Annotated in this window: 14 protein-coding genes and 1 other RNA gene; 6 read left to right on the top strand and 9 right to left on the bottom strand. The window is 48.2% G+C overall.

Going from position 1 to position 25,425, the window contains the following annotated elements:
• Positions 1-171: 171 nt before the first annotated feature.
• On the bottom strand, positions 172-2,478 hold the full coding sequence (locus DC20_RS05230) for a glycoside hydrolase family 3 N-terminal domain-containing protein (protein WP_062542864.1): 2,307 nt from the start codon (positions 2,476-2,478) through the stop codon (positions 172-174).
• 618 nt (positions 2,479-3,096) lie between these two features.
• On the opposite strand from DC20_RS05230, the gene DC20_RS05225 reads away from it, so the two are divergent.
• The 5 genes from DC20_RS05225 to DC20_RS05205 all read left to right on the top strand — a co-directional run bounded on the left by DC20_RS05225 (position 3,097) and on the right by DC20_RS05205 (position 12,498).
• Positions 3,097-7,266 carry a hybrid sensor histidine kinase/response regulator transcription factor gene (locus tag DC20_RS05225; protein ID WP_062542863.1) on the top strand — a complete coding sequence of 1,390 codons (4,170 nt, stop codon included), beginning with the start codon at positions 3,097-3,099 and terminating at the stop codon, positions 7,264-7,266.
• Positions 7,267-7,468: 202 nt separating this feature from the next.
• A complete protein-coding gene (locus DC20_RS05220; protein WP_062542862.1) occupies positions 7,469-9,283 on the top strand; it encodes a glycoside hydrolase family 9 protein in 1,815 nt (604 codons plus the stop codon).
• Positions 9,284-9,337: 54 nt separating this feature from the next.
• Entirely contained in the window at positions 9,338-10,780 is a 1,443-nt protein-coding gene (locus DC20_RS05215) for a sugar MFS transporter (protein WP_062542861.1), read from the top strand.
• Between the two features lie 336 nt (positions 10,781-11,116).
• The gene (locus DC20_RS05210; protein ID WP_062542860.1) at positions 11,117-11,806 is read left to right on the top strand and encodes a helix-turn-helix transcriptional regulator; all 690 of its coding nucleotides are present in this window, start codon (positions 11,117-11,119) and stop codon (positions 11,804-11,806) included.
• A 161-nt stretch (positions 11,807-11,967) separates the two neighbouring features.
• Positions 11,968-12,498: a DinB family protein gene (locus DC20_RS05205; RefSeq protein WP_245652305.1), complete on the top strand. Its 531-nt coding sequence runs from the start codon at positions 11,968-11,970 to the stop codon at positions 12,496-12,498.
• Between the two features lie 189 nt (positions 12,499-12,687).
• Here the strand turns inward: DC20_RS05205 and DC20_RS05200 are convergent, their stop codons facing one another.
• From DC20_RS05200 to DC20_RS05170, 7 genes are all read right to left on the bottom strand, one after another.
• The gene (locus tag DC20_RS05200) at positions 12,688-15,675 is read right to left on the bottom strand and encodes a family 10 glycosylhydrolase (protein WP_062542859.1); all 2,988 of its coding nucleotides are present in this window, start codon (positions 15,673-15,675) and stop codon (positions 12,688-12,690) included.
• Between the two features lie 465 nt (positions 15,676-16,140).
• Entirely contained in the window at positions 16,141-17,241 is a 1,101-nt protein-coding gene (arsB, locus tag DC20_RS05195; protein ID WP_062542858.1) for an ACR3 family arsenite efflux transporter, read from the bottom strand.
• Between the two features lie 153 nt (positions 17,242-17,394).
• Positions 17,395-18,174, bottom strand: coding sequence for an arsenate reductase Car1 (gene car1, locus DC20_RS05190; protein ID WP_062542857.1), 780 nt, complete (start codon positions 18,172-18,174; stop codon positions 17,395-17,397).
• Between the two features lie 51 nt (positions 18,175-18,225).
• Positions 18,226-18,798, bottom strand: coding sequence for a DUF6428 family protein (locus DC20_RS05185; RefSeq protein WP_062542856.1), 573 nt, complete (start codon positions 18,796-18,798; stop codon positions 18,226-18,228).
• Between the two features lie 37 nt (positions 18,799-18,835).
• Entirely contained in the window at positions 18,836-19,168 is a 333-nt protein-coding gene (locus tag DC20_RS05180; protein WP_062542855.1) for an ArsR/SmtB family transcription factor, read from the bottom strand.
• 200 nt (positions 19,169-19,368) lie between these two features.
• Positions 19,369-21,075 (bottom strand): right-handed parallel beta-helix repeat-containing protein, encoded by a 1,707-nt coding sequence (locus tag DC20_RS05175; RefSeq protein WP_062542854.1) that lies wholly within the window; start codon positions 21,073-21,075, stop codon positions 19,369-19,371.
• A 226-nt stretch (positions 21,076-21,301) separates the two neighbouring features.
• On the bottom strand, positions 21,302-22,987 hold the full coding sequence (locus tag DC20_RS05170; RefSeq protein ID WP_062542853.1) for a right-handed parallel beta-helix repeat-containing protein: 1,686 nt from the start codon (positions 22,985-22,987) through the stop codon (positions 21,302-21,304).
• A gap of 884 nt (positions 22,988-23,871) precedes the next feature.
• Between DC20_RS05170 and DC20_RS05165 the strand changes: the two genes are divergently transcribed.
• Complete coding sequence (locus tag DC20_RS05165) at positions 23,872-24,801, top strand: glycosyltransferase family 2 protein (RefSeq protein WP_062542852.1); 930 nt, start codon at positions 23,872-23,874, stop codon at positions 24,799-24,801.
• Positions 24,802-24,936: 135 nt separating this feature from the next.
• Here the strand turns inward: DC20_RS05165 and ssrA are convergent.
• Positions 24,937-25,309: a transfer-messenger RNA gene (ssrA, locus tag DC20_RS05160) on the bottom strand.
• Between the last annotated feature and the right edge of the window lie 116 nt (positions 25,310-25,425).

Below are 25,425 nucleotides of genomic sequence, written 5' to 3'. Positions count from 1 at the left end.
CGTTCAATTTATTATTTACAGGCTGATTTAAACAAAACAGGCGTAAAGCATCAGCCAGGAAGTACCTCTGGTTTGGTGATAAGGATTAAATGAAAACAAGCTTTCCGTTTTAAGACTGCTTTTGTGAAAACAGAACCTAAAACAGAAAGCTTGCTCATTCTGGGTTAGAAATTACTGGAGAGTTACCGTTGTTTTCTGGTCGCCAACCATCAGGTCGAAAGCGCCGGGTTCCGTTACCCATTTGCCGGCTTCGTTCACGAAGGCCAGGTCTTTGGCCGAGATGGTGAAGCTTACTTCTTTCTCCTCACCAGGCTGCAGAGACACCTTTGAGAAAGCTCTCAGGCGTCTGGCGGCTGGCGTGATGCTGGCAAATTGGTCGTGGCTGTACAGTTCCACCGCTTTCTTGCCGGCTTTGCTTCCGGTGTTTCTCACTTTCACGGTCACCTGCAGGTTGTCATTGTTGCTGAAGGTGGTTTTGTTTACGCGCAGATCAGAGAAGGCGAAGGTGGTGTAGCTTAAACCGTGCCCAAACGGCCACTGCGGATTGAAACCACGGTTACCAGCCGCGTTAGGAATATCCTCACGGATGATCTCCGTGCCTTTGTGGTCATAGGTCAGCACGTCGCCGGAGAAGCGTGGATAGGTGAAAGGCAGCACGCCATCTGGGTTGTAATCCCCGAAGAGCACATCGGCAATGGCTGCGGCACCAAACGTAGCTGGTCTGTAAGCCATAAGAACAGCATCAGCCAGCGGCTCCACCGAAGAAAGCACGCGCGGACGGCCTTCCAGCAACACAATGATCACGGGTTTGCCGGTTTCTTTGGCGGCTCTCACCAAGGCCAGTTGGTTTTCTTCCAAATCCAGGTCATCAATCACGCCCGGGCTTTCAGCGTAAGCTTTCTCTCCCAAGCAAAGTACAATAGCCTGCGCCTGAGCAGCGTCTCTTTTCAGTTGAGCCACGTTGTAATTAGCGGCATTTGCAAAATCAGCCACCGAACGGGAAATCACGCGGTCTTTGCCAATCTCAGCAATCAAACCTTGTACCACTGTCTTGGCTTTGGTCGGGTATTGTGTTTCATCGGTTCCTTGCCAGATATACGACCAGCTGCCGTGCAATGCCGCCAGGGTGTTGGCCGTTGGACCGGCTACTACAATCTTGCCCGTCTTCTTGAGCGGCAACACATTGTTGTTGTTCTTAAGCAGGGTAAGGCTTTCCAGTGCAGACTGCAAAGAAACCTGGTCAAACTCCGGCTTGTGGATGGTGTTTTTCAGGGCAGCTTTTGGTCTCACCTGCTCAAATAAACCAAGTTTCTTCTTCAGGGTAAGGATACGGCGCACCGAAAGGTTGATACGGTCTTCAGAGATAGTGCCTTCTTTTACTAAAGCAACCAGGTGGTCGTAGAACGAGAAGTCAGTAGGCACCATGCTCATGTCCAAACCGGCTTCTACAGACATTCTCACCGCTTCTTTTGGTGTAGCGGCCACTTTGTGACGGGTGTGCAGGCGAATCACGTCTTCCCAGTCAGACACGGCCACGCCTTCAAAGCCTAGCTCGTTGCGCAGGATCTGGGTCAGGTAATACTTGCTTCCGTGCACCGGAACACCGTTGATCTCACCGGAGTTGATCATGACGGTAGAAGCACCAGCTTCCACAGCTGCTTTGAACGGCGGAAGAAAAATCTCGCGCAGCATCTGCTCTGGAATGTAAGAAGGCGTGCGGTCTTTGCCGGTAGAAGGGTACGAGTAGCCCAGAAAGTGCTTCATGCACGATGCCACCGTGAAATCTGGTCCTTTGCCGTTTTGCTCGTAGCCTCTGATGGCAGCAGCGCCCATGGTTTTCACCACAAACACGTCTTCGCCGAAGGTTTCCTCAAAACGAGGCCAAAGCGGCTGGCGGCCGACGTCCAATACCGGGTCAAAATTCCACGGAAGACCGGCGGCTCTGGTTTCCAGGGCGGTAATCTGTGCTAGGCGGTTCACCAATTCAGGATTACGGGTGGCGGCCATGCCGATGTTGTGCGGGTAAAGGGTAGTACCAGCCAGGTAGTTGTTTCCGTGGATGGCGTCAATCCCATAGATTACCGGAATTTTCAGGCGGGTTTTGTCGGTCACATCATGGATGGCATTCAGGACAGTGTGCCACTCGTCAATAGTGTAAGCCCGGTTGCGCACGTTCAGGATGGAACCCACGTTGTAGTTCACCAACACATTTCTGAGTTTGGCCGTGTCTACGGTGGCCACTTCGTTGCCTTTCAGGATAACGTCAATGGTGAGCTGGGTCATTTGCCCAACTTTCTCCTCCACCGTCATTTTCGCGATCAAATCCTCAATCTGTTTGTCGGTCGCCTTTGCCGCAGGAGCCGTGCTGGTGGCGGCAGATGCGGAAGCTGCTGACGCGGCAGATTGGCTTGTCTGGGTAGAGCTGCAGGCCTGCAGTCCCAGGGCAAGTGCCAACGCCAATGGGGTATAATATTTCATGTTTTGTGTTGGTTGGTTAATGGTTCTGAGCCCAAGATTTTGAACGTCCCGGAACTATCATCATACAAGTATAAGGCAACTTTTTGAGTGCTGCTGAGGCTTTGGGGCATCCTTAACAAATAAGCCAGTAAAAGGAAACATTTGGTCCTTCTCTGGTCTGGTCAAAGCAGCTATCTTTGAGAAAGCCTTGTGTGCAGTAGCTCTTTCAGGAGCGGGTTCTTTTTTGTTATTTCCTGTGAAAAGTGAGGTACACGCATCAAATGAATTTTTTTGAAGAGGTGCAGGTTGCGAAAGGACGTAAACCGAAGCTTTTGCTTTGAGGCCGGTTTTCAGAAATTCCCCAAAAATCCTTCCATCTGATAAAAACAGATCTGGAGGAAGCTTGGACCAGATTGGGATGGAATGATAACTGAAAACATTAGCTTGAAAGAAAAGGTGGAGCCGGTTTTAGGCCTGATTTTGAGAAATAAGGATCAAAATGACCGAAGGCTTTTCGTACCGGGGTTGTAAGGGTGCTGGCAGTGTCTACAGTAAAGTGCCGGTGGTATAAACGATAAAGGAAAGCGGGGCCTGCGGGAGAGATTTTCCTCTTTGAAGGGTTGCTGCTAAAAGTTAATTATGGGTTTCAATAGAGCGATAGGAGTGGTATGGATGTTCCTGGGGTTGGTAGTCCAGGTGCGGGCCCAGGTGCCGGAGCAATACAGGTTTTCGCTCATCGACATAAACCAAGGGTTATCCAGTAACCAGGTGAAATGCTTCCTGAAAGACAGCCGTGGCTATTTGTGGGTGGGCACCATTGCCGGAGGGCTGAATCGTTATGATGGGTACAAGCTCAAGGTGTACAAGTACCAGTCCAGTGACACTACCTCTATCATTAGCAATGATGTGACCCGCCTGCTGGAGGGGCCAGACGGTAAAATCTGGGTGCAGACCTTACAGGGAAGTTGTGTGTTTGACCCCGCCACCGAGAAGTTTCACCGCAACCAGGAACCCTTCCTGAAAAAGTATCAGCTGCCGGCCAACAGCAATATAGAAGACATCCTGAAAGACCGCGAGGGAAACTTCTGGTTTGTGGTGGCAGGGCAGGGGTTGGTGAAGTACAACACCAAAACGCGCAGTTCGGTGATGTTGAAAAACGCCTTTTCGGCCAAATCCAACCTTAGTTCCAACTTCATTTCGAGCATAGGCCAAACCACCAAAGGCGATATCTGGGTAGTGCATAGAAACGGTATTCTGGAGAAACTAGACGCGAAGACCCTGAAGGTGGTAGAGCGAAATGACGAGATTTTCCGGAACTACAGCCAGGAAGCGTTGGACTATGCCTTAACCGTTGATTCCGCGAATGACCTTTGGCTTTACGTGCGCGAGAGTGCCGTTGGCGTTTACTTTTATAAAAGCAGCGCTAAAACGCTGCAGCATTTCCATAAGACATCAGCCGGGCTGCAACTGACCAATAATCTGATCAGGGGCATTATTGAAGGAGAAGCGGGCAAAATCTGGATTGGCGCTGACCATGGTGGCATCAACCTCGTTGATAAGAACTCGTTCACGGTGCAATACATCCGGCACAAGGAAGAAGTGGAGAAAAGCTTGGTGCACAACAGTATCAATGCGTTGTACAAAGACAACCAAGGCATTATTTGGGTAGGCACTTTCAAGAAAGGCATCAACTACTATCATAAAAACCTGGTGCGTTTTCCGCAGTTCAGGCACCAGGCCTCGCTTCCAGGGAGCCTGCCGTATGATGACATCAATGCCTTCGCCGAGGATGAGAAAGGCAACTTATGGATTGGCACCAACGGAGACGGCTTGCTGTACTTTGACCGGGCCACCGGAAAATACACCCACTACCGGCACAACCCCGCTGATGCGAACAGCTTATCCAATGACGTGGTGGTAAGCCTGCTCCTTGACCGTAACAAGAACTTGTGGGTTGGTACCTACCTGGGTGGGCTTTCCCGGTTCAATGGGAAGACCTTCACCCACTACAAAAATGAATTAGGGAACCCCAGGAGCTTGTCAGATAACAGCATCTGGGAGTTGTACGAAGATAAAAAAGGCAACATCTGGATTGGTACCTTGCGGGGCGGCCTGGAACTGTTTGACCCCACGCAGAACGGCTTTATACATTCTAATATAGGAGTAGGCAAATTCCCGATCCACTGTGATTACATCTCCGCCATCAATGAAGACCGGAACGGGAACCTATGGGTAGGCGGTGGCTTTGGCGTGGATGTATTTAACAAGGAAACCGGGAAAAGCTCCTACTTCTTCCATGACCCCAAGAACCCCAAAAGCCTGATCAGTAACAATATCAAATTCATTCACAGGGACAGCCGAAACCAGGTATGGATTGGCACCAGCGAAGGATTGGACCTCTACAATGAGCAGGATAACTCCTTTTCCCATTTCACTACCAAAGACGGGTTGCCTAATAACACCATCACCACCATTTTGGAAGACAAAGAGGGGCAGCTGTGGGTGAGTACTCATAGCGGCATCGCGCACCTCATGATCCGGAAGGTGGGACAGGAATACAGGTATAGCTTCCGGAATTTTGATGAGCAGGATGGTTTGCAGGGAAAAGTGTTCAATGAAAACGCTGCGCTGCGCACCCGCAGGGGAGAACTCGTCTTTGGCGGCGCCAACGGTTTTAACCTCTTTTTGCCAAAACAGATCCAAAAGAATACCGCCGCGCCACGCCTGGTGTTCACAGACTTTCAGTTGTTCAACCAATCGCTGGAGGCAGGCAAGCCGGTAAATGAGCGTGTGATTCTGGCCAAGTCTGTTTCAGATACCAAAGAGATCACGCTGGAGCATGATGAGAATGTGTTCTCCATTGAGTTTGCGGCCCTGAACTTCATCCACCCGGAAAAGAACCGGTACCGCTACAAACTAGAGGGCTTTGACAAGGAGTGGCATACCGTAGAGTCAGAGAACCGCAAAATTACCTACACCAACTTAGACCCGGGGCACTATACCTTTAAAGTGATGGCGTCTAACAACGATGGCGTCTGGACCCAGACCGAAACCCAGATGGAGATCACCGTGCAGGCCCCTTTCTGGCAAACGCCCCTTGCCTTTGTGCTGTACGGAGTTCTGGGCCTGATGGCGTTGGTACTCATTAGAAGAGTAGAACTTAAAAAGAGGGAAACCAAATTTGAACTGGAGCAGGAGCGGCGTGCCGCGCACCAGTTGCATGAGCTGGACCTCCTTAAAATCAAGTTCTTCACCAACATCAGCCATGAGTTCCGGACACCCCTGACGTTGATTCTGGCCCCCATTGAGAAATTGCTGAAGGAAGTGCATGACCCGGACCAGCACCACCAGTACCAGATGATTCAGAAGAACGCCAAACGGCTTCTAAACATGGTGAACCAACTGCTGGATTTCAAGAAAATGGACGTGGAAGACATGAAGCTTTCACCGTCTAAAGGAGATGTAGTAGCCTTTGTGCAGGAAACGGTCAACTCCTTTGTGGACCTGTCAGACACTAAGAATATCTCTTTGTCTTTTGCCTCCAGTGTAGAAGCGCTTTCCGTTTCCTTTGACAAGGATAAGCTGGAAAAGATCCTGTTCAACCTGCTGTCTAATGCCTTCAAATTCACGCCCGCGCAAGGCCGCATTGAGGTAGAACTCCATTGCCACGCCACCGATGCCGCCTCTGAAGGCCTGAAGATTCTGGAGTTGAAAGTGCGCGATACTGGCATTGGTATCGCCAAGGAGAACCACAAAAAGATCTTCGACCGGTTCTTCCGTGACACGGTACCGGGTCACATGATGAACCAGGGCAGCGGCATTGGGTTGGCCTTGGTGCAGGAGTTTGTGCACCTGCACGGGGGCGTGATTACGGTGGACAGTGCTCCAGGGGCAGGAAGTTGCTTTACGGTGACCATCCCGGTGAAAGAATCCATCAAGAAAGCGGACGTAATTGAAGCGGTAGCGGAAATTCAAACTGAGCAGGAAACAGAGCCAACCTTGGCCAAATTACGGCCCGTAACATTTGCAGACCACAAGCCGGTAGTGCTGGTGGCAGAGGATAACGAAGATTTCAGGTTCTACCTCAAAGATAGCCTGAGCCCCCACTTTAACATTCTGGAAGCCAAAGACGGCAAAGAAGGTTGGCAAAAAGCCCTAGCTTTTTTGCCAGATCTGATTGTGAGTGATCTCATGATGCCCGAGGTAGACGGTATGGAGTTCTGCAAGAAAATCAAGTCTGATCCCAGAACCTCCCAGATTCCGTTTGTCTTGCTCACAGCCCACACTTCAGATGAAAAGAAACTGAAAGGCTTGGACATTGGCGCGAATGATTACCTCACCAAGCCCTTCAACTTTGACATGCTGCTATCCAGAATCAGAAACCTGATTTCACAACGTGAGCTTTTGCAGAAGGTGTTTGAGAAGAAAGTGAGCGTGCAAGCCAGTGAAAACGAGATCGTGTCACTGGACGATAAGCTTATAAGAAAGGCGATTAAGTACGTGGAAGACAACCTGAGTGATCCGGAGTTATCAGTGGAGGCAATGAGCCGGGAACTGGGTGTGAGCAGGGTGCACCTCTATAAAAAGATGGTAGCTATTACGGGGCAGTCGCCAGTAGAATTCATTAGGAAGATACGCTTGCAGCATGCCCTCCAGTTTCTGGAAAAGAGCCAATTAACAGTGGCTGAGGTCGCCTACAAAGTGGGCTTCAACAACCGAAAATACTTCACTAAGTATTTTAAGGAGGAATACAACATCCTGCCCTCGCAGTACGCAGAAAGCAAACTTGCGGAGAAAAAAGATGCGTAAGCGGCGTGGGTTTTCCGGTTCTGGATGCTTGAAAAAGGTTCTCTTATACTATAATAAAGCAAGGTTAACAGGAGAGGGACTGATTTGAAACATTTGGTACACTTTGGCAGCCTTAGGGTTGCCTACCTTAGCCAAACAGAAAAAGGACAGAAATCTTCCTTGTTCAATAGTCAAGAAGCGTTCAAAATTGAAAAGAGCAAACATGCGTAATTTGTACAAAACCCTTGGTGGAGCCCTGCTCTGCCTTTCTTTTTCTGGTGCTTTAGCCCAGAGTTCCCCCCAAACCCAGAAAGAAACCAAGGGTCAGGAAAGCGTCAGATTGAATCAATTGGGTTTTTACCCAAATGCCGCTAAAATAGCCGTGGTGGTGGGCGAGAACAAAGGAGGTAAGTTCTTTTTGAAGTCTGCAAGTGGGGCTAAGACGGTTTATACCGGGCAACTTTCGGCTTCCAAACTCACTGAGTTGTCAAACAAACCAACCAGGGTAGCTGATTTCAGCCAGTTTAGCACTCCGGGCACTTATGTGCTGGAGATTCCGGGGGTGGGCACTTCTTATTCTTTCGAGATTAAGCCCCAGGTACACCAGGAAGTAGCGGCAGCCGCTATTAAAGGATTTTACTTCCAGCGCACGGCCATTGACTTGCCAGAGAAATATGCGGGAAAGTGGCACCGGCCCGCGGGGCACCCAGACGACAAGGTGCTGGTGCATGCCTCGGCGGCTACAGCCCAACGCCCCACTGGTACGGTGATTTCCTCCACCAAAGGGTGGTATGATGCCGGTGACTATAACAAGTACATTGTGAACAGCGGCATCACCATGGGTACTCTGCTTTCGGCTTATGAAGATTTCCCTAAGTACTACCAAACTCAGAACCTGAACATTCCTGAAAGCCAGAACCCCGTTCCTGATCTGCTGGATGAGGCACTTTGGAACCTGCGTTGGATGCTGACCATGCAGGACCCGAACGATGGAGGCGTGTACCACAAACTCACCAATGCCTCTTTTGACGGAATGGTCATGCCAGACAAAGCCACCTCTCCGCGTTATGTGGTGCAGAAAGGAACCGGAGCGGCCCTAAACTTTGCGGCAGTAATGGCGCAGGCGAGCCGGGTGTACAAGAACTTCTCCAAAGAGTTTCCGGGCTTGTCTGATTCCTGCCTCACCGCTGCCACCAAGGCTTGGGCATGGGCACAGAAAAACCCTAACGTGGCGTATGAGCAGGAGGAGATTAACAAAAACTTTGGCCCGGACGTGACCACCGGCGCTTACGGCGACAAAGACTTTAGTGATGAATTTATCTGGGCAGCCGCGGAACTGTACACCACTACCAAAGATGAGAGCTATTACAAAGCCGTGCCTATGTTGCCAGACGCTAAGATGCCTCTGCCCAGTTGGGCCCAGGTGCGGTTATTAGGCTATTATACCTTGCTGCGGAACAAAGACCACAAAAGTGCCGCCGTGCAGAAAGACCTGCCTGAGATTAAAAAAAGACTTCTGCAATTAACCGATGGCATGGCTTCCGGAGCTGCAACTGGGGCGTACAGAACCGTGATGGGCCGGGCCAAGGAAGACTATATCTGGGGTAGCTCCTCGGTGGCCGCAAACCAGGGTATTGCGCTGGTGCAGGCCTATAACCTTACCGGCAACAAAAAATACCTTCAGGCTGCCCTTTCTAATTTGGATTATCTGCTGGGCCGAAATGCGGTGGGCTACTCCTTCGTAACCGGGTACGGCGATAAATCTACCATGTACCCGCACCATCGCCCTTCCATAGCCGATGGCATTGCTGAACCAGTCCCTGGCTTGCTATCGGGAGGAACCAATGCTAACGCGAACAAGCAGGATAAGTGCCCGGGCTACACCGCCACGGCACCAGATGAGATGTACCTTGACTCAGATTGTTCTTACGCCGCTAATGAGATCGCCATCAACTGGAACGCCCCGCTGGTGTACTTAGCCGGTGCTATTGAGGCGCTCCAGCAACAGGCGGGCTTTGCCGCAAAGAAAACCAAGTAAGCTTAGCTACCACTTACGTCTATTTACCCACCAACTCAGCAAACAAATTAATACATGGCAGGAATCTCAACAAGCAGCGCGAAAACCTCTGCCCCAGCGGGTACTGGAATAGGTGCTGCGCCCGGCGGAAGTTACCTGGGGCCTTTAATGACGGTGACGATGCTCTTCTTTATGTGGGGCTTTATCACGTGCATGAACGACATCCTGATCCCTAAACTGCAGCAGGTGTTCACGCTGCAGAACTGGCAGGCGATGCTCATCCAGACGGCATTCTTTGGGGCTTACTTCATTGTCTCACTACTGTACTTCATTTTTTCCGTCACCAAAGGTGACCCGATTCTGAAAATAGGGTACAAAAACGGCATTATTGTGGGGCTGATGGTGACGGCTCTGGGTTGCCTCCTGTTCCTGCCTGCCGCCGATCTGCATTCTTATGGTTTGTTTTTGGGGGCACTGTTCGTGCTGGCCTCAGGAATTACGGTGTTGCAGATTACAGCCAATCCGTACGTTTCCATATTAGGTCCGCCGGAGTCTTCTTCCAGCCGCATGAACCTGACGCAGGCATTGAACTCCTTCGGGACTACCATTGCTCCCATCATAGGCGGGTACCTCATCTTTGACCAAGTAACCAATGACACCACCAACGCAGACTCGGTGAAGATGCCGTACATCGGCTTGGCCGTGACACTTCTAATAATTGCGGTGATCATCAAGCTGGCCCCTTTGCCACGTTTAACAGGTGATGGAACTGCGGTAGTGGCTGGCTCGGGCGCACTGAAGCACCGGCACCTGGTACTGGGCATTATCTGTATTTTCATGTACGTAGGCGGTGAAGTGGCCGTAGGCAGCATGATCATCAACTACCTGAAGCTGCCGCAAATTGCGGGGCTAGACGAGTCAGAGGCGAAGCATTTTCTGTCTTTCTACTGGGGTGGGGCTATGATTGGCCGTTTTTTTGGGGCGGTAGCGCTGGCGCAGTTCCGGAACAAAGCTTTGAAATACGTGATCATGGCCGTTATTGCGCTGGTGACCTTTGTAACGGTGTACGCCCTTTATGACCTGGATCAGGCGCTCATCATTCTTGGGCTGATTGTGGTGAACTTTGTAGTGTTGCTGCTGGGCCGTTTCATTCCCAACCGTACTGTGGGGCTTTATGCTACCGCAGTGATTGTGCTGCTCTTGATTGGAACCTTCGCGCAGGGAGGTCTGGCCATGTGGGCGGTGATTGGGATTGGGTTATTCAACTCCATCATGTTCCCCACCATCTTTGACTTGGCTATTAAAGGACTGGGTGCGCATACAAGCCAGGGGTCGTCGCTGCTGGTGATGGCCATTGTGGGCGGTGCCATTATTCCGCCGCTGCAGGGCGCTGTGGCTGATGTGACGGGTGATGTGCAGTTCTCCTTCATCGTGCCCATGCTCTGCTACCTTTACATTGTCTTCTACGGCTTTGCCGGATATCGCACCCGCGTTAATAATTCTGCTTCAATTAGGTAACTCTCTTCTGTTTCAAGGCTGCTTTTGCAGAAACAGGCTTGAAATGAATTTTTTAGTAGAGCCAACTGCTCTGAAAGTCATTCACTTTCAGGGCAGTTGGCTTTATTGTGTTTATTAAAAAATACTATCTTGGAGACATATATGAATACGAAACTGGGATGCTTTCAAGTGCTTTTCTGATACCCATTTTAGGAGCTTGCTTCTTTTTTGCCTCACGAGGTGCTGCAGTACTTAGAGGCCGAAACCACTGGGTGTTAAAAGGTTATTTCCTGAAAACGAGCTTAAAACAATGGAAATAGGTGCCTCTTGGCTATAATACCCTAAACTAAATAATGTATGAACCGGGTAGACAGGCTTTTCGGGATATTGACGTTGCTGCAGTCCAAGAAGTACGTGACGGCAGAGAAGATCGCGGAAGCGTTTGCCATTAGCGTGCGTACCGTGTACCGTGACATGAAGGCGCTGGGCGAGCAAGGGGTACCCGTAGGCTTTGAGCCGCACAAAGGCTATTTTGTAGTGCAGGGCTATTTTCTACCGCCCGTCTCCTTCACCTCTGAAGAAGCCAACGCCCTGCTGTTGATGGAGGCCATGGTCTTCGGGTTCACGGATAAGTCCATCCATACGCACTATGCCTCGGCGCTGAACAAGGTGAAAGCTGTGCTGCGTACCACCCAGAAAGAAAAGCTGGACTTCCTCAACAACCACATCAAGCTCCAGTTGCCGCCCTGTATCAACAATGATTATGAGTACTTGGCGCTTATTCAGCAGGCCATCTCCAACAACTGTATTCTGGAAATTGGCTACAAAAACAAAAATGAGGAGGTAAGCAAGCGCAAGTTAGAGCCCATCGGGCTGATCTTCTACGCTTATAGTTGGCACCTCATTGGGTGGTGCCACCAACGGCAGGACTACCGCGATTTCAAAGTTTCTCGCATCCTTACCATCAAAAACACTGAGCTACCTTTCCTTAAAACCGATCACATGCCGGTAGCTGAATACATGAAGCAATTGCCTGTTCCGTATTAATATTACGTAGAGCTGCTTTGGCCGTGTGTTTCAACGCTGTTTTTCTGAAACCGAGCTGAAAGCCGACTTGCCAAAAATATTTTTCATTTTCTGAAAGTAGACTGCCATAGGGTTGTCAGTGGGTGGCTATTTCTTTGTGTCATCACTTAACCACTAACCTTATGTCTGAGATGCAAACCACCGTTGCCACCACCACAGTTCTGGATCTGCTCGCCAAAGAAATGGAGCAGGAAGCCGTTACCACCCGCAAAATGCTGGAGCGTATTCCAGATGACAAGTATGATTGGAGACCCCACCCCAAAAGCATGGACATCCGGACACTGGCTACGCACATCGCTGATTTGCCATCCTGGGTAGGAATGACCTTAACCACCCATGAACTGGATTTTGCTCAAAATCCCTATCAGCCCAGACATGTAAACAATACGGCCGAGTTGCTGGCCTATTTTGAGGAAATGCTGGAAGACGGCAGAAGGCATTTCGCCGAGGGCTCAGACGAACATCTGAACGAGGAATGGACGCTCAGAGAAGGAGAAACCATTTATCTTACTTCCACCAAATACGACGTGCTACGCATGACAATGAGCCAAATCATCCATCATCGGGCACAGTTGGGTGTGTTCCTGCGTTTGCTCAATGTGCCCATCCCGGGTAGCTATGGCCCAAGTGCCGATGAAGTGGATTTCAAGTAAAACTTTACACGTTAGTTATACAAACAGGAACCCCTGCTGAACGTCAGCAGGGATTCCTGTTTATGGCGTAGTTTCAGATAATCATCCCTGAAACACATTTTACCTATCCCCTTTCTAAAAAACATAGTTAGCAAAGAAAAGGACCTGCTGAACGGCAGCAGGTCCTTTTAAGTGGGGGAGGTTAGGTGTTTATTGACGGGTAATCTTGAAGGTATAGGCCTTGCCCTGGGTCACCAGTCGTACCAGATAGAACTTGCCGGCTAAACTGCGGGTGGCTACCGGGAAGCGGTAGGTTTTGTAAGCCTCGGCCCGGCCTTCATACACCTGGCTTATCTTTTTGCCATACAGGTCAAATAGTTCAAGCGAGACTTTCTGCTCAGGTGCAGTCAACATGAAGTCAACAGTCAGTTGGTCTGCAAACGGGTTTGGGTACGCCGTAAGCACCGGAGCAGTAGATAGGTCAGTTTCAGCAGTGGAAGAAACAATGGTTTCTCCTTTGCATGCGCCTAATCTGCCGCCATTTTTCAGGTGGGCTGGGACAGCATTTGGAGAGATGCAAAGCGGGGTAGTGGCGTTGGAAGTACTGCCGGTAGATTGGCATACCAGTACTTTGTCCCCCTTGTCACCGCAACGCACATCTAAGACGTGTACTGTGACCTGAGCTGTTTCTGAACAACCGTATTCATTGGTTGCTTTCACCGTGAACGTGTACGTACCGGCGGTTTGAGGGGTGAAGACGGTGGTGCCGGAAGTAGTAGTGCTCAAGCCCGCAACTGGTGACCAGGAGTATAAAGTGCTGCCCTCTCCTGAAGTACTGTTAGAAGCTATTAACGTCACTTGGTGTGCGCCGTAGCCCAACGCAAGAGAGTTGTCAGGTAAACCAGTAAAGGTTTGGTCTGCTTTGCTTACCTGAATGCTTGGTGCCGGAATGGCTCCCACAATGGTAACAGTAGCCGATACACTGGCTTCATTGCCCGCCGCATCTTTGCCGGTGAAGGTGACCGTATTGGCCCCAATGTTAGCGCAGGTGAAGGTGCTTTGTGACAAGGCGAAGCTGTTCAGGTCTAAGGCGCAGTTGTCATAGGAGCCGTTGTTTACCTCAGAAGCTGAAACGGTGACGGTTCCTCCGGACAAGGTACGGGTAATGTTCTGGGTGAGCAGCACTGGAGGCATGTTGTCCAGGGCATTCAAGGTAACTGTTCTCTCTGTGGAGTTGCCGTTTCCATCATGGGCCGTTACGGTGACAATGTGCTTCTGGCCGTGGCTTGAAGAGATCATGGAGCCGGCCACCGGACTTTGAGTGAAGGTGATCTGACCACATAAATCTTCCCCAGTTAAACCTGTGATGAAATCAGGCACTTCCACCTCGCAGTCGGCCTGCAACGCTACATTTTGACTTACCGCCAACGTAAACGATGGAGGGGTTACGTCTTTTTTCTGTACAGTGAAAGAGCAGGATGAAGTTCTGCCAGAGGCATCAGTGGCAGTGATGGTAATAGAAAGATCGCCTACACCAAACACAGGAGCCCCAGCAGCCGGACTTTGGGTTAAGGTAATGGCGTCTGCGCTGGAAACATCATCTGTTACAGAAACCAGGGTTGTATAATCTGGTAACAGGGTGGTGCAGGAAGGCGATAAAGTCAATACCTGATTGCCCGAACAAGCGATAACCGGAGCATTGTAGTCACTGATGTTGGAAGGAGCACTTTCATTGTGGAACCGATCCAGCGCCGTGATTATGTAATAGTAGGTTTTAGACGCATCAGACACCTTGTCTCTAAAGGAGTTGGCGGCGGTATTGGTAACAGCGATAAGATTGGTAGTAGTGCTGATGTCAATTACCTGGCTTTCTGATCTGTATACCGCATATCTGGAGATTTTGTCTAATTCATTGGCTGCTGCGCCAGCTGCCTCCCAGGTGAGCAGCACAGAATCTGCAGTGGTTTTAGTGGCATGCAAACCACTTGGTACTGCAGGAGGTGTATTGTCTTTCCACGGCATAGTGGGTAACAGAGCTGGTTTAGAGTAGAAGTTAGTGCGCAAAGAATCTCTGAAACCAAGTTTAGAGGTGCTGCGCAGGCTGTTGGTATTGTAAACCGCTTGTCCCTGTATGTTGCTTAAGGAACGGTTCAACCTGATTTCGTTCGGGATTTGGGAAGGATTTGCCCAAGAGGCTCCTTGTGCCGGGTCATTCACCTTATAGCCTGCCAGGCCAATGTACATATGACGTCCATAGGCATTATCGTTCCACCAAGGCACAACCAGGCTGTAATCAGCTCCCCTTTGGCCCATGAACCAGTATACCTGCGGAGCCAGGTAGTCTATCCAACCTTCCTGGAGCCACTTGCGTGAATCAGCATAAAGCGAAACATAGTGCTGCAAACCACTGGTGTTGGTGCCGAGCAATGGATTGGTGCTGTTCCGGTAGATGCCAGAAGGAGACACCCCAAACTTCACCCATGGCTTCATCTCGTTGATAGTGTCGTTCACCCGTTTGATGAGCAGGTTGACGTTGTCGCGGCGCCAGTCACCCCGGTCGGTAATGCCGCGCGAATATTCTGCGTAGGTAGCATCATCGTTGAAAGCCGCGTTGGGGTAGAAATAGTCATCAAAGTGGATGCCGTCTACGTCATAGCGTTTCACGATATCGGCAATCACGGTCATGATGTAGTTGCGGACTTGGGGAATGCCGGGATCAAGGGTGCGAAGGTTGCCAGTGGCTATGAGCCATTCAGGATGTTGTCTGGCTACGTGGGTTGGGGCAAAGTTTGGCAGCTGGCTCACATTGGCAATTGCCCGGTATGGGTTGATCCAGGCGTGCAGTTCCATGCCGCGTTTGTGGCATTCTTCAATGGCAAATTGCAAGGGATCCCAACCTGAGTTTCTGCCCTGGACACCAGTTAAATCAGCGGAAATAGGTTCAAGCTCACTTTGGTATAGGGCATCACTCTGGCTTCTTACCTGCAGAAAGATGGCATTTAGCCCAGTGGCTTTGTGGTGATCCAGGATGGAGATCAGTGCTGCTCTTTGCTGGGTTGGAGTCTGGCTGCGATTAGGCCAGTCAATGTTGGCATAGGTTGCGATCCAGGCACCTCTGAACTCCCGTTTTGGAGCCTGCGCCTGCGCTAATTGGGAGAGAAAAAGGAAGAGGAGGAGGGAAAGTAGATTTTTACTCATAGGGGGTGAGATTTGGAGGTGTTACATAAACTTTCTTTTAATAAATATTAATAAAATTATTTATGATTGCAAAATTTATTAAATATTAATAGAAACTCATCTTGGGTTTTATAAAATGTTAACTAGTTGTAAGGGACACTGAAGCTGTTCTAGTGGGGCAAGCAGTTATAACGTTTTTTTTGAGGTTGGTTATGGTGAACCCTCCTGGCTTAAAATATGGGAGATGCCTCTGAATAATTATAGGAGAAATGCTCAGCAGAGATATTTTTTTGAGGGAACGGTTTGTCCTTGGTCTTTCTTCTCAACAGGTTGGAGTAAATACTAGAAGAGGTGGACCCATTCTCTTTTCGCATAAATAGAATAAGAAAAGCCCTGCTTATTGGAAGCAGGGCTTTTATATTAAATAGCAAACACAATATAAATGGGGTGGCTAGACGTGGTTAGCTTAGTGAATATTTTCGGGTCTTAAAGCTTAGCCTCTTCTATTTTAGGAGAAGAGGTCAACAGCGGTTCAGTGCCGTAATATTTCCTCCGGAACCAATATGCCAGGTTCACTAAGCCTATCAAAGCTGGTACCTCAATGAGGGGCCCCACTACCCCGGCAAAGGCTTGTCCCGAGTTAAGACCAAACACGCCAATTGCCACTGCAATAGCCAGTTCAAAGTTGTTGCCCGTAGCCGTAAAAGCTACTGAAGCATTTTGGGCATAATTTGCTCCCAGCGCTTTGCCAAGGTAAATACTCACTACAAACATAATAGCAAAGTAAATCACCAGCGGAATAGCAATCCGGACCACATCCATAGGGATCTGCACAATGAGATTGCCTTTCAAACTGAACATCACCACGATGGTAAAAAGGAGAGCTATCAAAGTGATGGGGCTGATGGCCGGGATGAAAACCGTCTGATACCATTCATCCCCCTTCAGGCGGCGCAAAAGAAAGCTGGAGACAAAGCCCAGCAAAAAGGGAATGCCCAGGTAGATTCCCACGCTCTCGGCAATGGCGCCCATGCTAATGTCCACCACCTTTCCCTCCAGGCCAAACCAAGTGGGCAAAATGGTGATGAACACGTAGGCAAAGACGCTGTAAAAGAGCACCTGAAAAATACTGTTGAAGGCTACCAAACCAGCAGCATACTCGCGATCACCTTCAGCCAATTCATTCCAGACCAGTACCATGGCAATGCAACGGGCCAAACCTATCAAGATTATCCCAATCATGTACTCCGGATAATCCCGCAGGAAGATAATGGCCAGCAGAAACATTAAAACAGGGCCAATGATCCAGTTCAACACCAAGGAAAGGGTGATTACTTTGATGTTCTGGAAAACCCGCCCTAATTGGGCATACTTCACCTTGGCCAATGGCGGGTACATCATCAGAATCAATCCAATGGCAATGGGTACATTCACGGTGCCCACCTGAAATGAATTGATAAAGCCCTCGGTGCCGGGGTAAAGATAGCCTAGTAGCACGCCGGCTCCCATGGCTACAAAGATCCAAACGGTAAGAAAACGGTCCAGCGTGGAAAGCCTTTTCCTTTTATCTACAGTACATTGACTCATACTCTTGCAAGAGTTAAAATTGAATAGCCTTTTCAGGGCAGTCTTTAAATGAAACTGCAACCTTCATTTTCTGGCTGTTTTTGAATAAATAAGCGCAAAACAAGAAGTAGCGGTGCCCTTGCGTAAAAGCAGTAATACCACGGTCCTTCTTGTTTAAGCAGTGCGCAACATTTGGGCAAACTCGTTTGGTAATGGGCTTGCTTCTACCGCTTGGGCTGCTGTCTCCACATCGTAGGGTACCCGAATGAATTCTACCTTGATGCTATCTTTCTGGGTGAGGCTGCTTTCCGGAGTCAGTTCCACCACCACATAGCCCGTCCGGGGGTCACCGTCTTTGGGTTTGCCTACTGATCCGATGTTAATGGCGTGCCGGTATCTGGTTTGACCCTCGTGCTCGTAGGGCATAGCCCGGTGGTATGGCTTGTGGGTGTGCCCGAAGAAGAGGAGGTCGGCATTGGCTTCTTCCATCATCTTCAGGAAGCTTTTCTCTGGCCGATCTTCAAAAAGGTATTCGTTTATTTTGCGGGGGCTGCCGTGTACCAGGAGAAGCTCTATCTTATTCTCTTCCTTTGATCCGTCCATGAAGGTGAGACGCAGTTGGCGCGGGAGCATGCGCAGGTACTTGCGGGTTTCTTCAGTGACTACGTTGTTGGTGAAGTCAATAGATTGTTGCCCTAAATCTTTTTCAGTGTCAGTTTTGTAGGCGCATCCGCAGTTTGGACTCCACAGACCCACGCCTTCGTCATAATTGCCCGCAATGGTAGGAATCCTTCTTTTCCTGATTTCGGCCACCACCTCATTGGGCCAGGGCGCATACCCTACCAAGTCTCCGAGGCAGTAAATGGCATCCAGCTGTTGTGTCTCCATGTTCGCCAAAACCGCTTCCAAAGCGGGAAGGTTGGCATGGATATCGGAGAAAAGGGCAATTCTCATAAAGTAGTTTAAAGGGTGATTTGGTGAAAGCAGATTATAAGCGGAAGTAGGTTAGCAGCATCCTGAGCCCGGCGTGCAGGCATCTCCTTGGAAAGTGGTCAATTCTACCAATTGCACTTTCTTCTTCTCCGAAGCTGGGGCAGGAGCACAGCATTCTTCGCCAGAAGAGGTAGTGCCACAGCTGCCGCCTCGTTCAATGGCCTTGCATTGCGTTGCGTCTGGAGCCAGGTTCACAATCAGATTACCTCCTGACAGAGTGAATTCTGACGGGTACATTTGGCGCGTGTCAAACTGAGAATTTCCAAATTCTATCTTCACCACCCCCAGCGGGTTCAGCGGAAGCACCTTCTCCACCACATTTATAATAGAGAGTGCTTTCTTTACAGCCATTGGCTGCTCACTCTCTTTCTGGCCAGGCTCCCACAACTGTACAATGATCTCAGTCCAACTGTTCATTTGGCCACCACAATCTACTGAAACAATAGGAGCTTGCTTGATCTCAGTGATGTGATAGGAGGCATCTACCCATTTGTCCTGGGCATATTGAAACTGGAGCGGAAGCTCTGGATGTTGAAGCAGCTCTGTTTTGAAAGCTTGCCAGTTCAAAAGATTTGTATGGTTCATATGATTGTAATTTTACGATAAATAAGAGCAAATTTTATTAGCAGCAGTTGTCCTGGCAGGAAATGGGCCTGGAGAACAGGTGGAAGAAAATGTCTCTAACCTCTTCCCACTTATGTTTGTCAATACAGTAGCAGACACTTGTACCCTCCACGGTGCCTTTGATCAATCCCACAGCCTTTAATTCCTTTAAATGCTGCGATACCGTTGCCTGGGCTAAAGGAAGTTCGTCTACCAGATCTCCACAGATACACGTTTGCTTCTTAAGCAAGTGCTGAAGAATAGCAATCCGTGCCGGATGCGCCAAGGCTTTCGCGTATGCGGCTAACTGGTTTTGGCTTTGAGTGAAAGCTTGTGTTTTAGTGACTCCCATGCTATAGCGTATTAGATTATCGTAAAATTACGATGGATATTTTATGGAAACAAAGAGGGGCAATAAAAACAAAGTTCTTATTGTCCCTCTTTGTTAGGTGTTGTTTGTGTTTTAATCTCCTGATAGGAGAAGGTTGAAGGTCAAGAGTTGATTCTTCGTTGTAGATTGCTGTTAGGGCTGTTCTTATTTTTTAGCTTCTTTTACTCCAGTTCGTGTATGCCAGGCTCAGGGGCGATGCCCCTGAAGGCAGGGTTGCCGAAGAAGTCTTGAACGGGCAGTTTGAGCTTAAATAAGGTCTGCAGGTCTAGGCCTTTGTCTTTCACAGGGGAAGTGGGTTGCAGTTTGAAGCCGGAGAGGGAACCCATTTGATATGGATCTGTAAGGGATATTGTGAGATGTCCATTAAGCAAAGGATCAGCGTAAGTGCCTAAAAGCCTTCCCTCAAGTTTTTCTTGGCCCGTGGCGTTGGCCCACTCTTGTAGGCTGCCATAGCCCCCAAAATAGATGCTGCTGCCAGTCAAGTTCCAATAGGTATTTCCCATGAATCGATATCCAGGAGAAGATCCTGCTATTATCTCACCCCTTCCAATAAAAATATTATTATATATTCCAAAATTAAAATTGTTACCTCCTATGTATCTTGTAATTGGAGAAATATTATTGTATATCAAATTATTATGAATAAAGCAATCACGGTATTGTTTGTGTTCCCCAGATCCATTCCAGAAGGTGAAGCTCCCGTACCCAATGCCATCTTTATTCCCTTCAATAGCATCATTTATACTGATAGAGTACCTGACGGTGTTGTTGTTCCAGTCCATGGCCCCACTCCACTGGTAGAGTCCATACCCGGCCCCCTCATTCTCGTAGGAGAGGCAGTACTGGATGACCGAGTTGGTGACGCCACCGTCTAAAGCAAATCCACCGCCGTCATGCCCGTTCGGGGACGTCTTGTTGCGGTAGCTGATACAGTGCTGGATGGTGACGCTGTCGCTGGAGTGGGTCCAAATTCCCACAGGCCCGTTGCCGCCCCGGGGCATGTCCCAGCCGTTGTTGGTGGCAACGCAGTGGTCGATCAGGGCCCCCTTCGTCATCTCCACCAGGATGCCGCTGCCACTAGAATTATCAGTTACAGACGGATCCCCTGCGTTGTTCTCCACTAGGCAATCTCTCAATGTGATGTTCTTGGAGCAATCGGCGTCAATGTCTGGGAAAATGTATCTTCCTTGTTTATACTGATAAGCGCCTGTAACGAATATCCCGCAGAAGCCGTTGTTTTTGGCCACTACCTTCACTGCCTCAACGTTGTGGCAGCTGTAGAGCATAAGGCCCGTGTGCTGGAAGCCCTCCACCGTCACCTGCTCCAGGGTGCCGTCGCTGGCCTTCTGCAGCTCGATGCCGTTGGAGGTGTTGCCCTCCTTGCGGCCCGCGCCCCTGGCGTTTACCCCCTTGAGCCTGAAGAAGCTGCTCTTTATGATAACCGCCTCCTTGGCCCCGCCGTCTATGGTTGCCGGCCCCGTCCCGTAGCTGGTGATGGTGACCGCCTTGCCCTTGGAGCCGCTGTCCAGCAAGTCGAGGATGAGGGTGCCGGGGAAGGTGGCCCCTCCCTCCAGGTACACCGTCTCCCCGGGCTCCAGGTCTACGCCGTTGAGTTTCTCCAGGCTGCGCCAGGGTTTCTCCCTGGTGCCCGGGTTCGTGTCGTCGCCCTCCCTGCTCAGGTAGTAGCCCTTGGCAGGGGCAGCCTCGGGTGTCTCTGGCTTGGGCTCCGGGTCCTCGCCGTCGGTTGAAAGAGGATCATTGCAACAAGCAACAACATTGCTTAAGATAAAGAGGCAGGAGAGAGTAATAAGCCGTTTTAAACGAGATTTTAACTTATTTAAAGCAACTTGTATAGGATAGCTTTCCACTATGAAAAATATTAATATATAAGATGCTTCTAAATTAATATTAAAATTATTATAAAGTAATAGTTTTGTGTAATTATATTAAAAATTTTTATATTTTATAGTTAAGAGGTTGGAGTTTCTTCTAATCTGCTGTTGTTTAAAACAAACAAGAAGGAGCCTGTTGAAACCTCTGCCCACTACTGGGCAGAGGTTTCAACAGGCTCCTTCTTGTTTGTTTTAATTTTAATTAATCAACTTCATGTATCCCGGGTTCAGGAGCCAAACCTTTCAAAGGTTTGTTTCCATAGAAGTCATGCGGGGCATAGTCTATTTTGAAAAGGCTTTGAAGGTGCAAGCCCTTATTTATCAGGTGAGAGCTTGCTTGTAGCTTGTATCCGGTTAAATTATCCAACTGGTAAGGATCGGTAGCTGTGGTAGTAAAAGGACCTGTTAGCATGGGGTCGACATTCATCCCCATCAACCTTCCCTCCAATTTTTCTTGACCTGTGGCATTGGCCCACTCCTGCAGGCTTCGGTGGCCTCTGAAGGAGATACTGCTACCTGCTATGTTCCAATAGGTGTTTCCCACAAATCTGTCTCCGTAGGAGGATCCTGCTAGGATTTCACCTTTTCCAATAAAGATGTTATTGTAGAATCCAAAATTTTCATTGGTAGCGGTAAGAAATTTGACATTAGGAGAGACGTCACTGTAAATGACATTATTATAAACTTTGGAGTTTTTGAATTGCTTGCTGTCATTTGTGCCGTTCCAAATTGCTAAACCAGCATAGCCTTTGGCTCCATCATTTATACTGATAGAGTACCTAACGGTGTTGTTGTTCCAGTCCATGGCTCCGCTCCACTGGTAAAGCCCGTACCCGGCCCCCTCATTCTCGTAGGAGAGGCAGTACTGGATGACCGAGTTGGTGACCCCACCGTCAAAGTCGAACCCACCGCCGTCAAGCCCATTCGGGGACGTCTTGTTGCGGTAGCTGATGCAGTGCTGGATGATGACGCTGTCGCTGGAGTGGGTCCAAATTCCCACAGGCCCGTTGCCGCCCCGGGGCATGTCCCAGCCGTTGTTGGTGGCAACGCAGTGGTCTATCAGGGCGCCCTTCGTCATGTCCACCAGAATACCGTTGCCACTATGATTGTCTAAAATGCTAGGGTCTCCGGGGTTGTTCTCCGCAAGGCAATCCTTTAGGGTGATGTTCTTAGAGTATTCTTTGTCGTTGTCAGAAAACACCCACCTGCCGTTTTTTTCTATGTATTCTCCTGTGACGTAAATCCCGCAGAAGCCGTTGTTTTTGGCCACTACCTTCACTGCCTCAACGTTGTGGCAGCTGTAGAGCATAAGGCCCGTGTGCTGGAAGCCCTCCACCGTCACCTGCTCCAGGGTGCCGTCGCTGGCCTTCTGCAGCTCGATGCCGTTGGAGGTGTTGCCCTCCTTGCGGCCCGCGCCCCTGGCGTTTACCCCCTTGAGCCTGAAGAAGCTGCTCTTTATGATAACCGCCTCCTTGGCCCCGCCGTCTATGGTTGCCGGCCCCGTCCCGTAGCTGGTGATGGTGACCGCCTTGCCCTTGGAGCCGCTGTCCAGCAAGTCGAGGATGAGGGTGCCGGGGAAGGTGGCCCCTCCCTCCAGGTACACCGTCTCCCCGGGCTCCAGGTCTACGCCGTTGAGTTTCTCCAGGCTGCGCCAGGGTTTCTCCCTGGTGCCCGGGTTCGTGTCGTCGCCCTCCCTGCTCAGGTAGTAGCCCTTGGCAGGGGTAGCCTCGGGTGTCTCTGGCTTGGGCTCCGGGTCCTCGCCGTCCTGCGACAATAGGTCATTGCAAGAAAGGAGGAGGAGAGAAGAAAGAATGAAGGTGAAAGATAGCTGTCTTTGGGAGCTGTATCTTGTGAAAGGTTTTAAAAGATTATTGTAAAGTTTACTCATAAAATGAATTTTTAAAATAGGACATAAAATTCTAGGCCCGCAAAAAACTTTTGGGGGATAAATGTTGGTTCGTGTTTTTAAAGTTAAATTTTACCCTAAATTTTAACATTGTTATTATATAATAACAATGTTAAAATAGTTATATTATTAATGATGAAATAACTTGAAATCTGCTGTATGCATCACTTATTATTCTATTGGGCGCTACAAATATATAGAGTTTCATGTAAGTTGTTAAATTTTTTTTGTCCAACTATTAAGTATAATTTAATTGTGCATTAAATATTTAGAATTTATTTTGGAAGTATCTAAAAAATCCTAGAAGATTATTTGTTTTGTTATAGATTATGTATCTAAAGAACCGCTGCTTGACGTTTTTAAATTATGTTATTAGCACACATAATTTTTATAGGAAGTAAATAAAGATATCCTATGTGATAGTATGTGCTTTTCCTATCTTATATGCTGCATCAAATAAAGGAGTGTTTCGTTCAATAATTATAGCAGTTGAAAATTGATGAAGTGTTGTTAAGCTTAATTATGAATGTATTTCCGTATATATATATATATTATTAATGCTTACTTTTGAATAATGAACTATGCTTGTAGCATTTTTACATTATATGTCCTTTATGGTTTATATTTTATTATTAATAAAGCTTATTTGCTCTAGAGAAGAGTTGATAATATGCAATAGAAATCATTAGGTGAAACTTAGTGCATTGATTATGCTTTGTTATTAAGTTTTCAAGTTGAATTTTTTATTGTTTTAGCTAGTTTGTTGTATTTCAATTATTGCTGACATAGTGGTAACTAGAATTCCCTTATCCCCACCTAATATAAATCCAGTACATGATAATGTAGACCGGCCATTATGGTCAGTCATGATACCAGTTTACAACTGCTCTCAGTATTTGGTTGAAACAATTGAGAGCGTGTTAAGGCAAGAATTTCCGGCTGACCGAATGCAAATAGAAGTAGTAGATGATGCTAGTACTGATGCCGATGTTGAAGATTTGGTAAAAAAGGTCGGGAAGGGTAGAGTCCAGTATTACCGACAAAGGTCTAATGTAGGCTCTCTCCGGAATTTTGAAACATGTATTAATCGTGCTCAAGGTAAGCTGGTCCACCTGCTACATGGCGATGATAAAGTGAAAGATGGGTTCTATGCTAAGATGGAATCTTTATTTCATAGTTACCCAGCAATAGGAGCTGCGTTTTGCAGATATTGTTATATTGACTCAGAAGGGAATTATTTAGAACGGCCAAGCAGGGAAAGGGATACAGACGGCATTCTTGATGATTGGTTGATGAAGATTGGTGAACGCCAGCGAATTCAATATGTAGCTATTGTCGTTCGTAGAGAAGTTTATGAAGAACTAGGCGCTTTTTACGGAGTTACTTATGGTGAAGATTGGGAAATGTGGGTTCGGATTGCACGTTATTATCAAGTAGCATATACACCAATCATATTAGCTGAATATAGAAAACATATTTCTTCTATATCTGGACAAAAGATACTAGATGCCCAAAATTTGAGAGATATAATGAAGGCTATGGAATTAATTCAGCATCATTTACCTGATATGTATAGAAAAAAATTATATAATAACTCTTTAAAATTTTATGCTCATTATGCAATCAGAGATGCGAACGAAGTTTGGATGAACCAGCACAATAAAAAAGCAGTTAGATTCTTGATGTGGGAAACTTTGAAAGTGTATAAAGACCCAAGCTTAATTTGGAAATGCTTTAAATTATATTCAAAGACATTGATAAATAAATACGATAGAATGTTTGCTTGTATTGTTTAGATTGGTACCTTTTATTAAAGGTGTTAAGGTTCATTTTTTAAATTGATAATAATCTAAAAATCCTATAAGCAGCTTTAGACAAGGATACTTTGAAAAGAAAAAGCCCCTGCTGCATTTAAGAAACAGAGGCTTTTGCTGTGGAGATGCAGGGATTCGAACCCTGGTCCAGACAAGGAAACTTGAGCGCTTTCTACATGTTTAGTCTTGGTTTGGTTTTCGAGTGGCTCCAGGCCCAAGCCTAGCCTATGAAGTCACCTTAGATGCTTTAGTTTCATGTAATCCCCACACCTTGGACTACACTAGATCGGCATTACGATGCCCTGTGACCAACCCCCACCGAACCGAGAAGCTGCAGGACAATGGCAAAATGCTTAGTACCTAGACTAGGCAGCCATGGCGTAGTTAGACTCGCCAGATAATCGTCGGTCAATTCTGATTTACGGGAAAACTGCCAACTCCCGACATGCTTACACCCAGCTTGCTCAAGCTGTCAATTCCGGTCATCCCCAATTGTGAAAGAACATCTTCGGTCTTCTACGGCCGAGGCCTGCAAAAGTAACCAATAAATAGACAAATCCTACTTTTATATAGTTCCTGGTATAACCCTGTTTTCAGCAGAACGGC

It is taken from the genome of Rufibacter tibetensis, from assembly GCF_001310085.1.
Lineage (GTDB): Bacteria > Bacteroidota > Bacteroidia > Cytophagales > Hymenobacteraceae > Nibribacter > Nibribacter tibetensis.
This window is presented reverse-complemented; position numbering and strand designations above follow the sequence as displayed.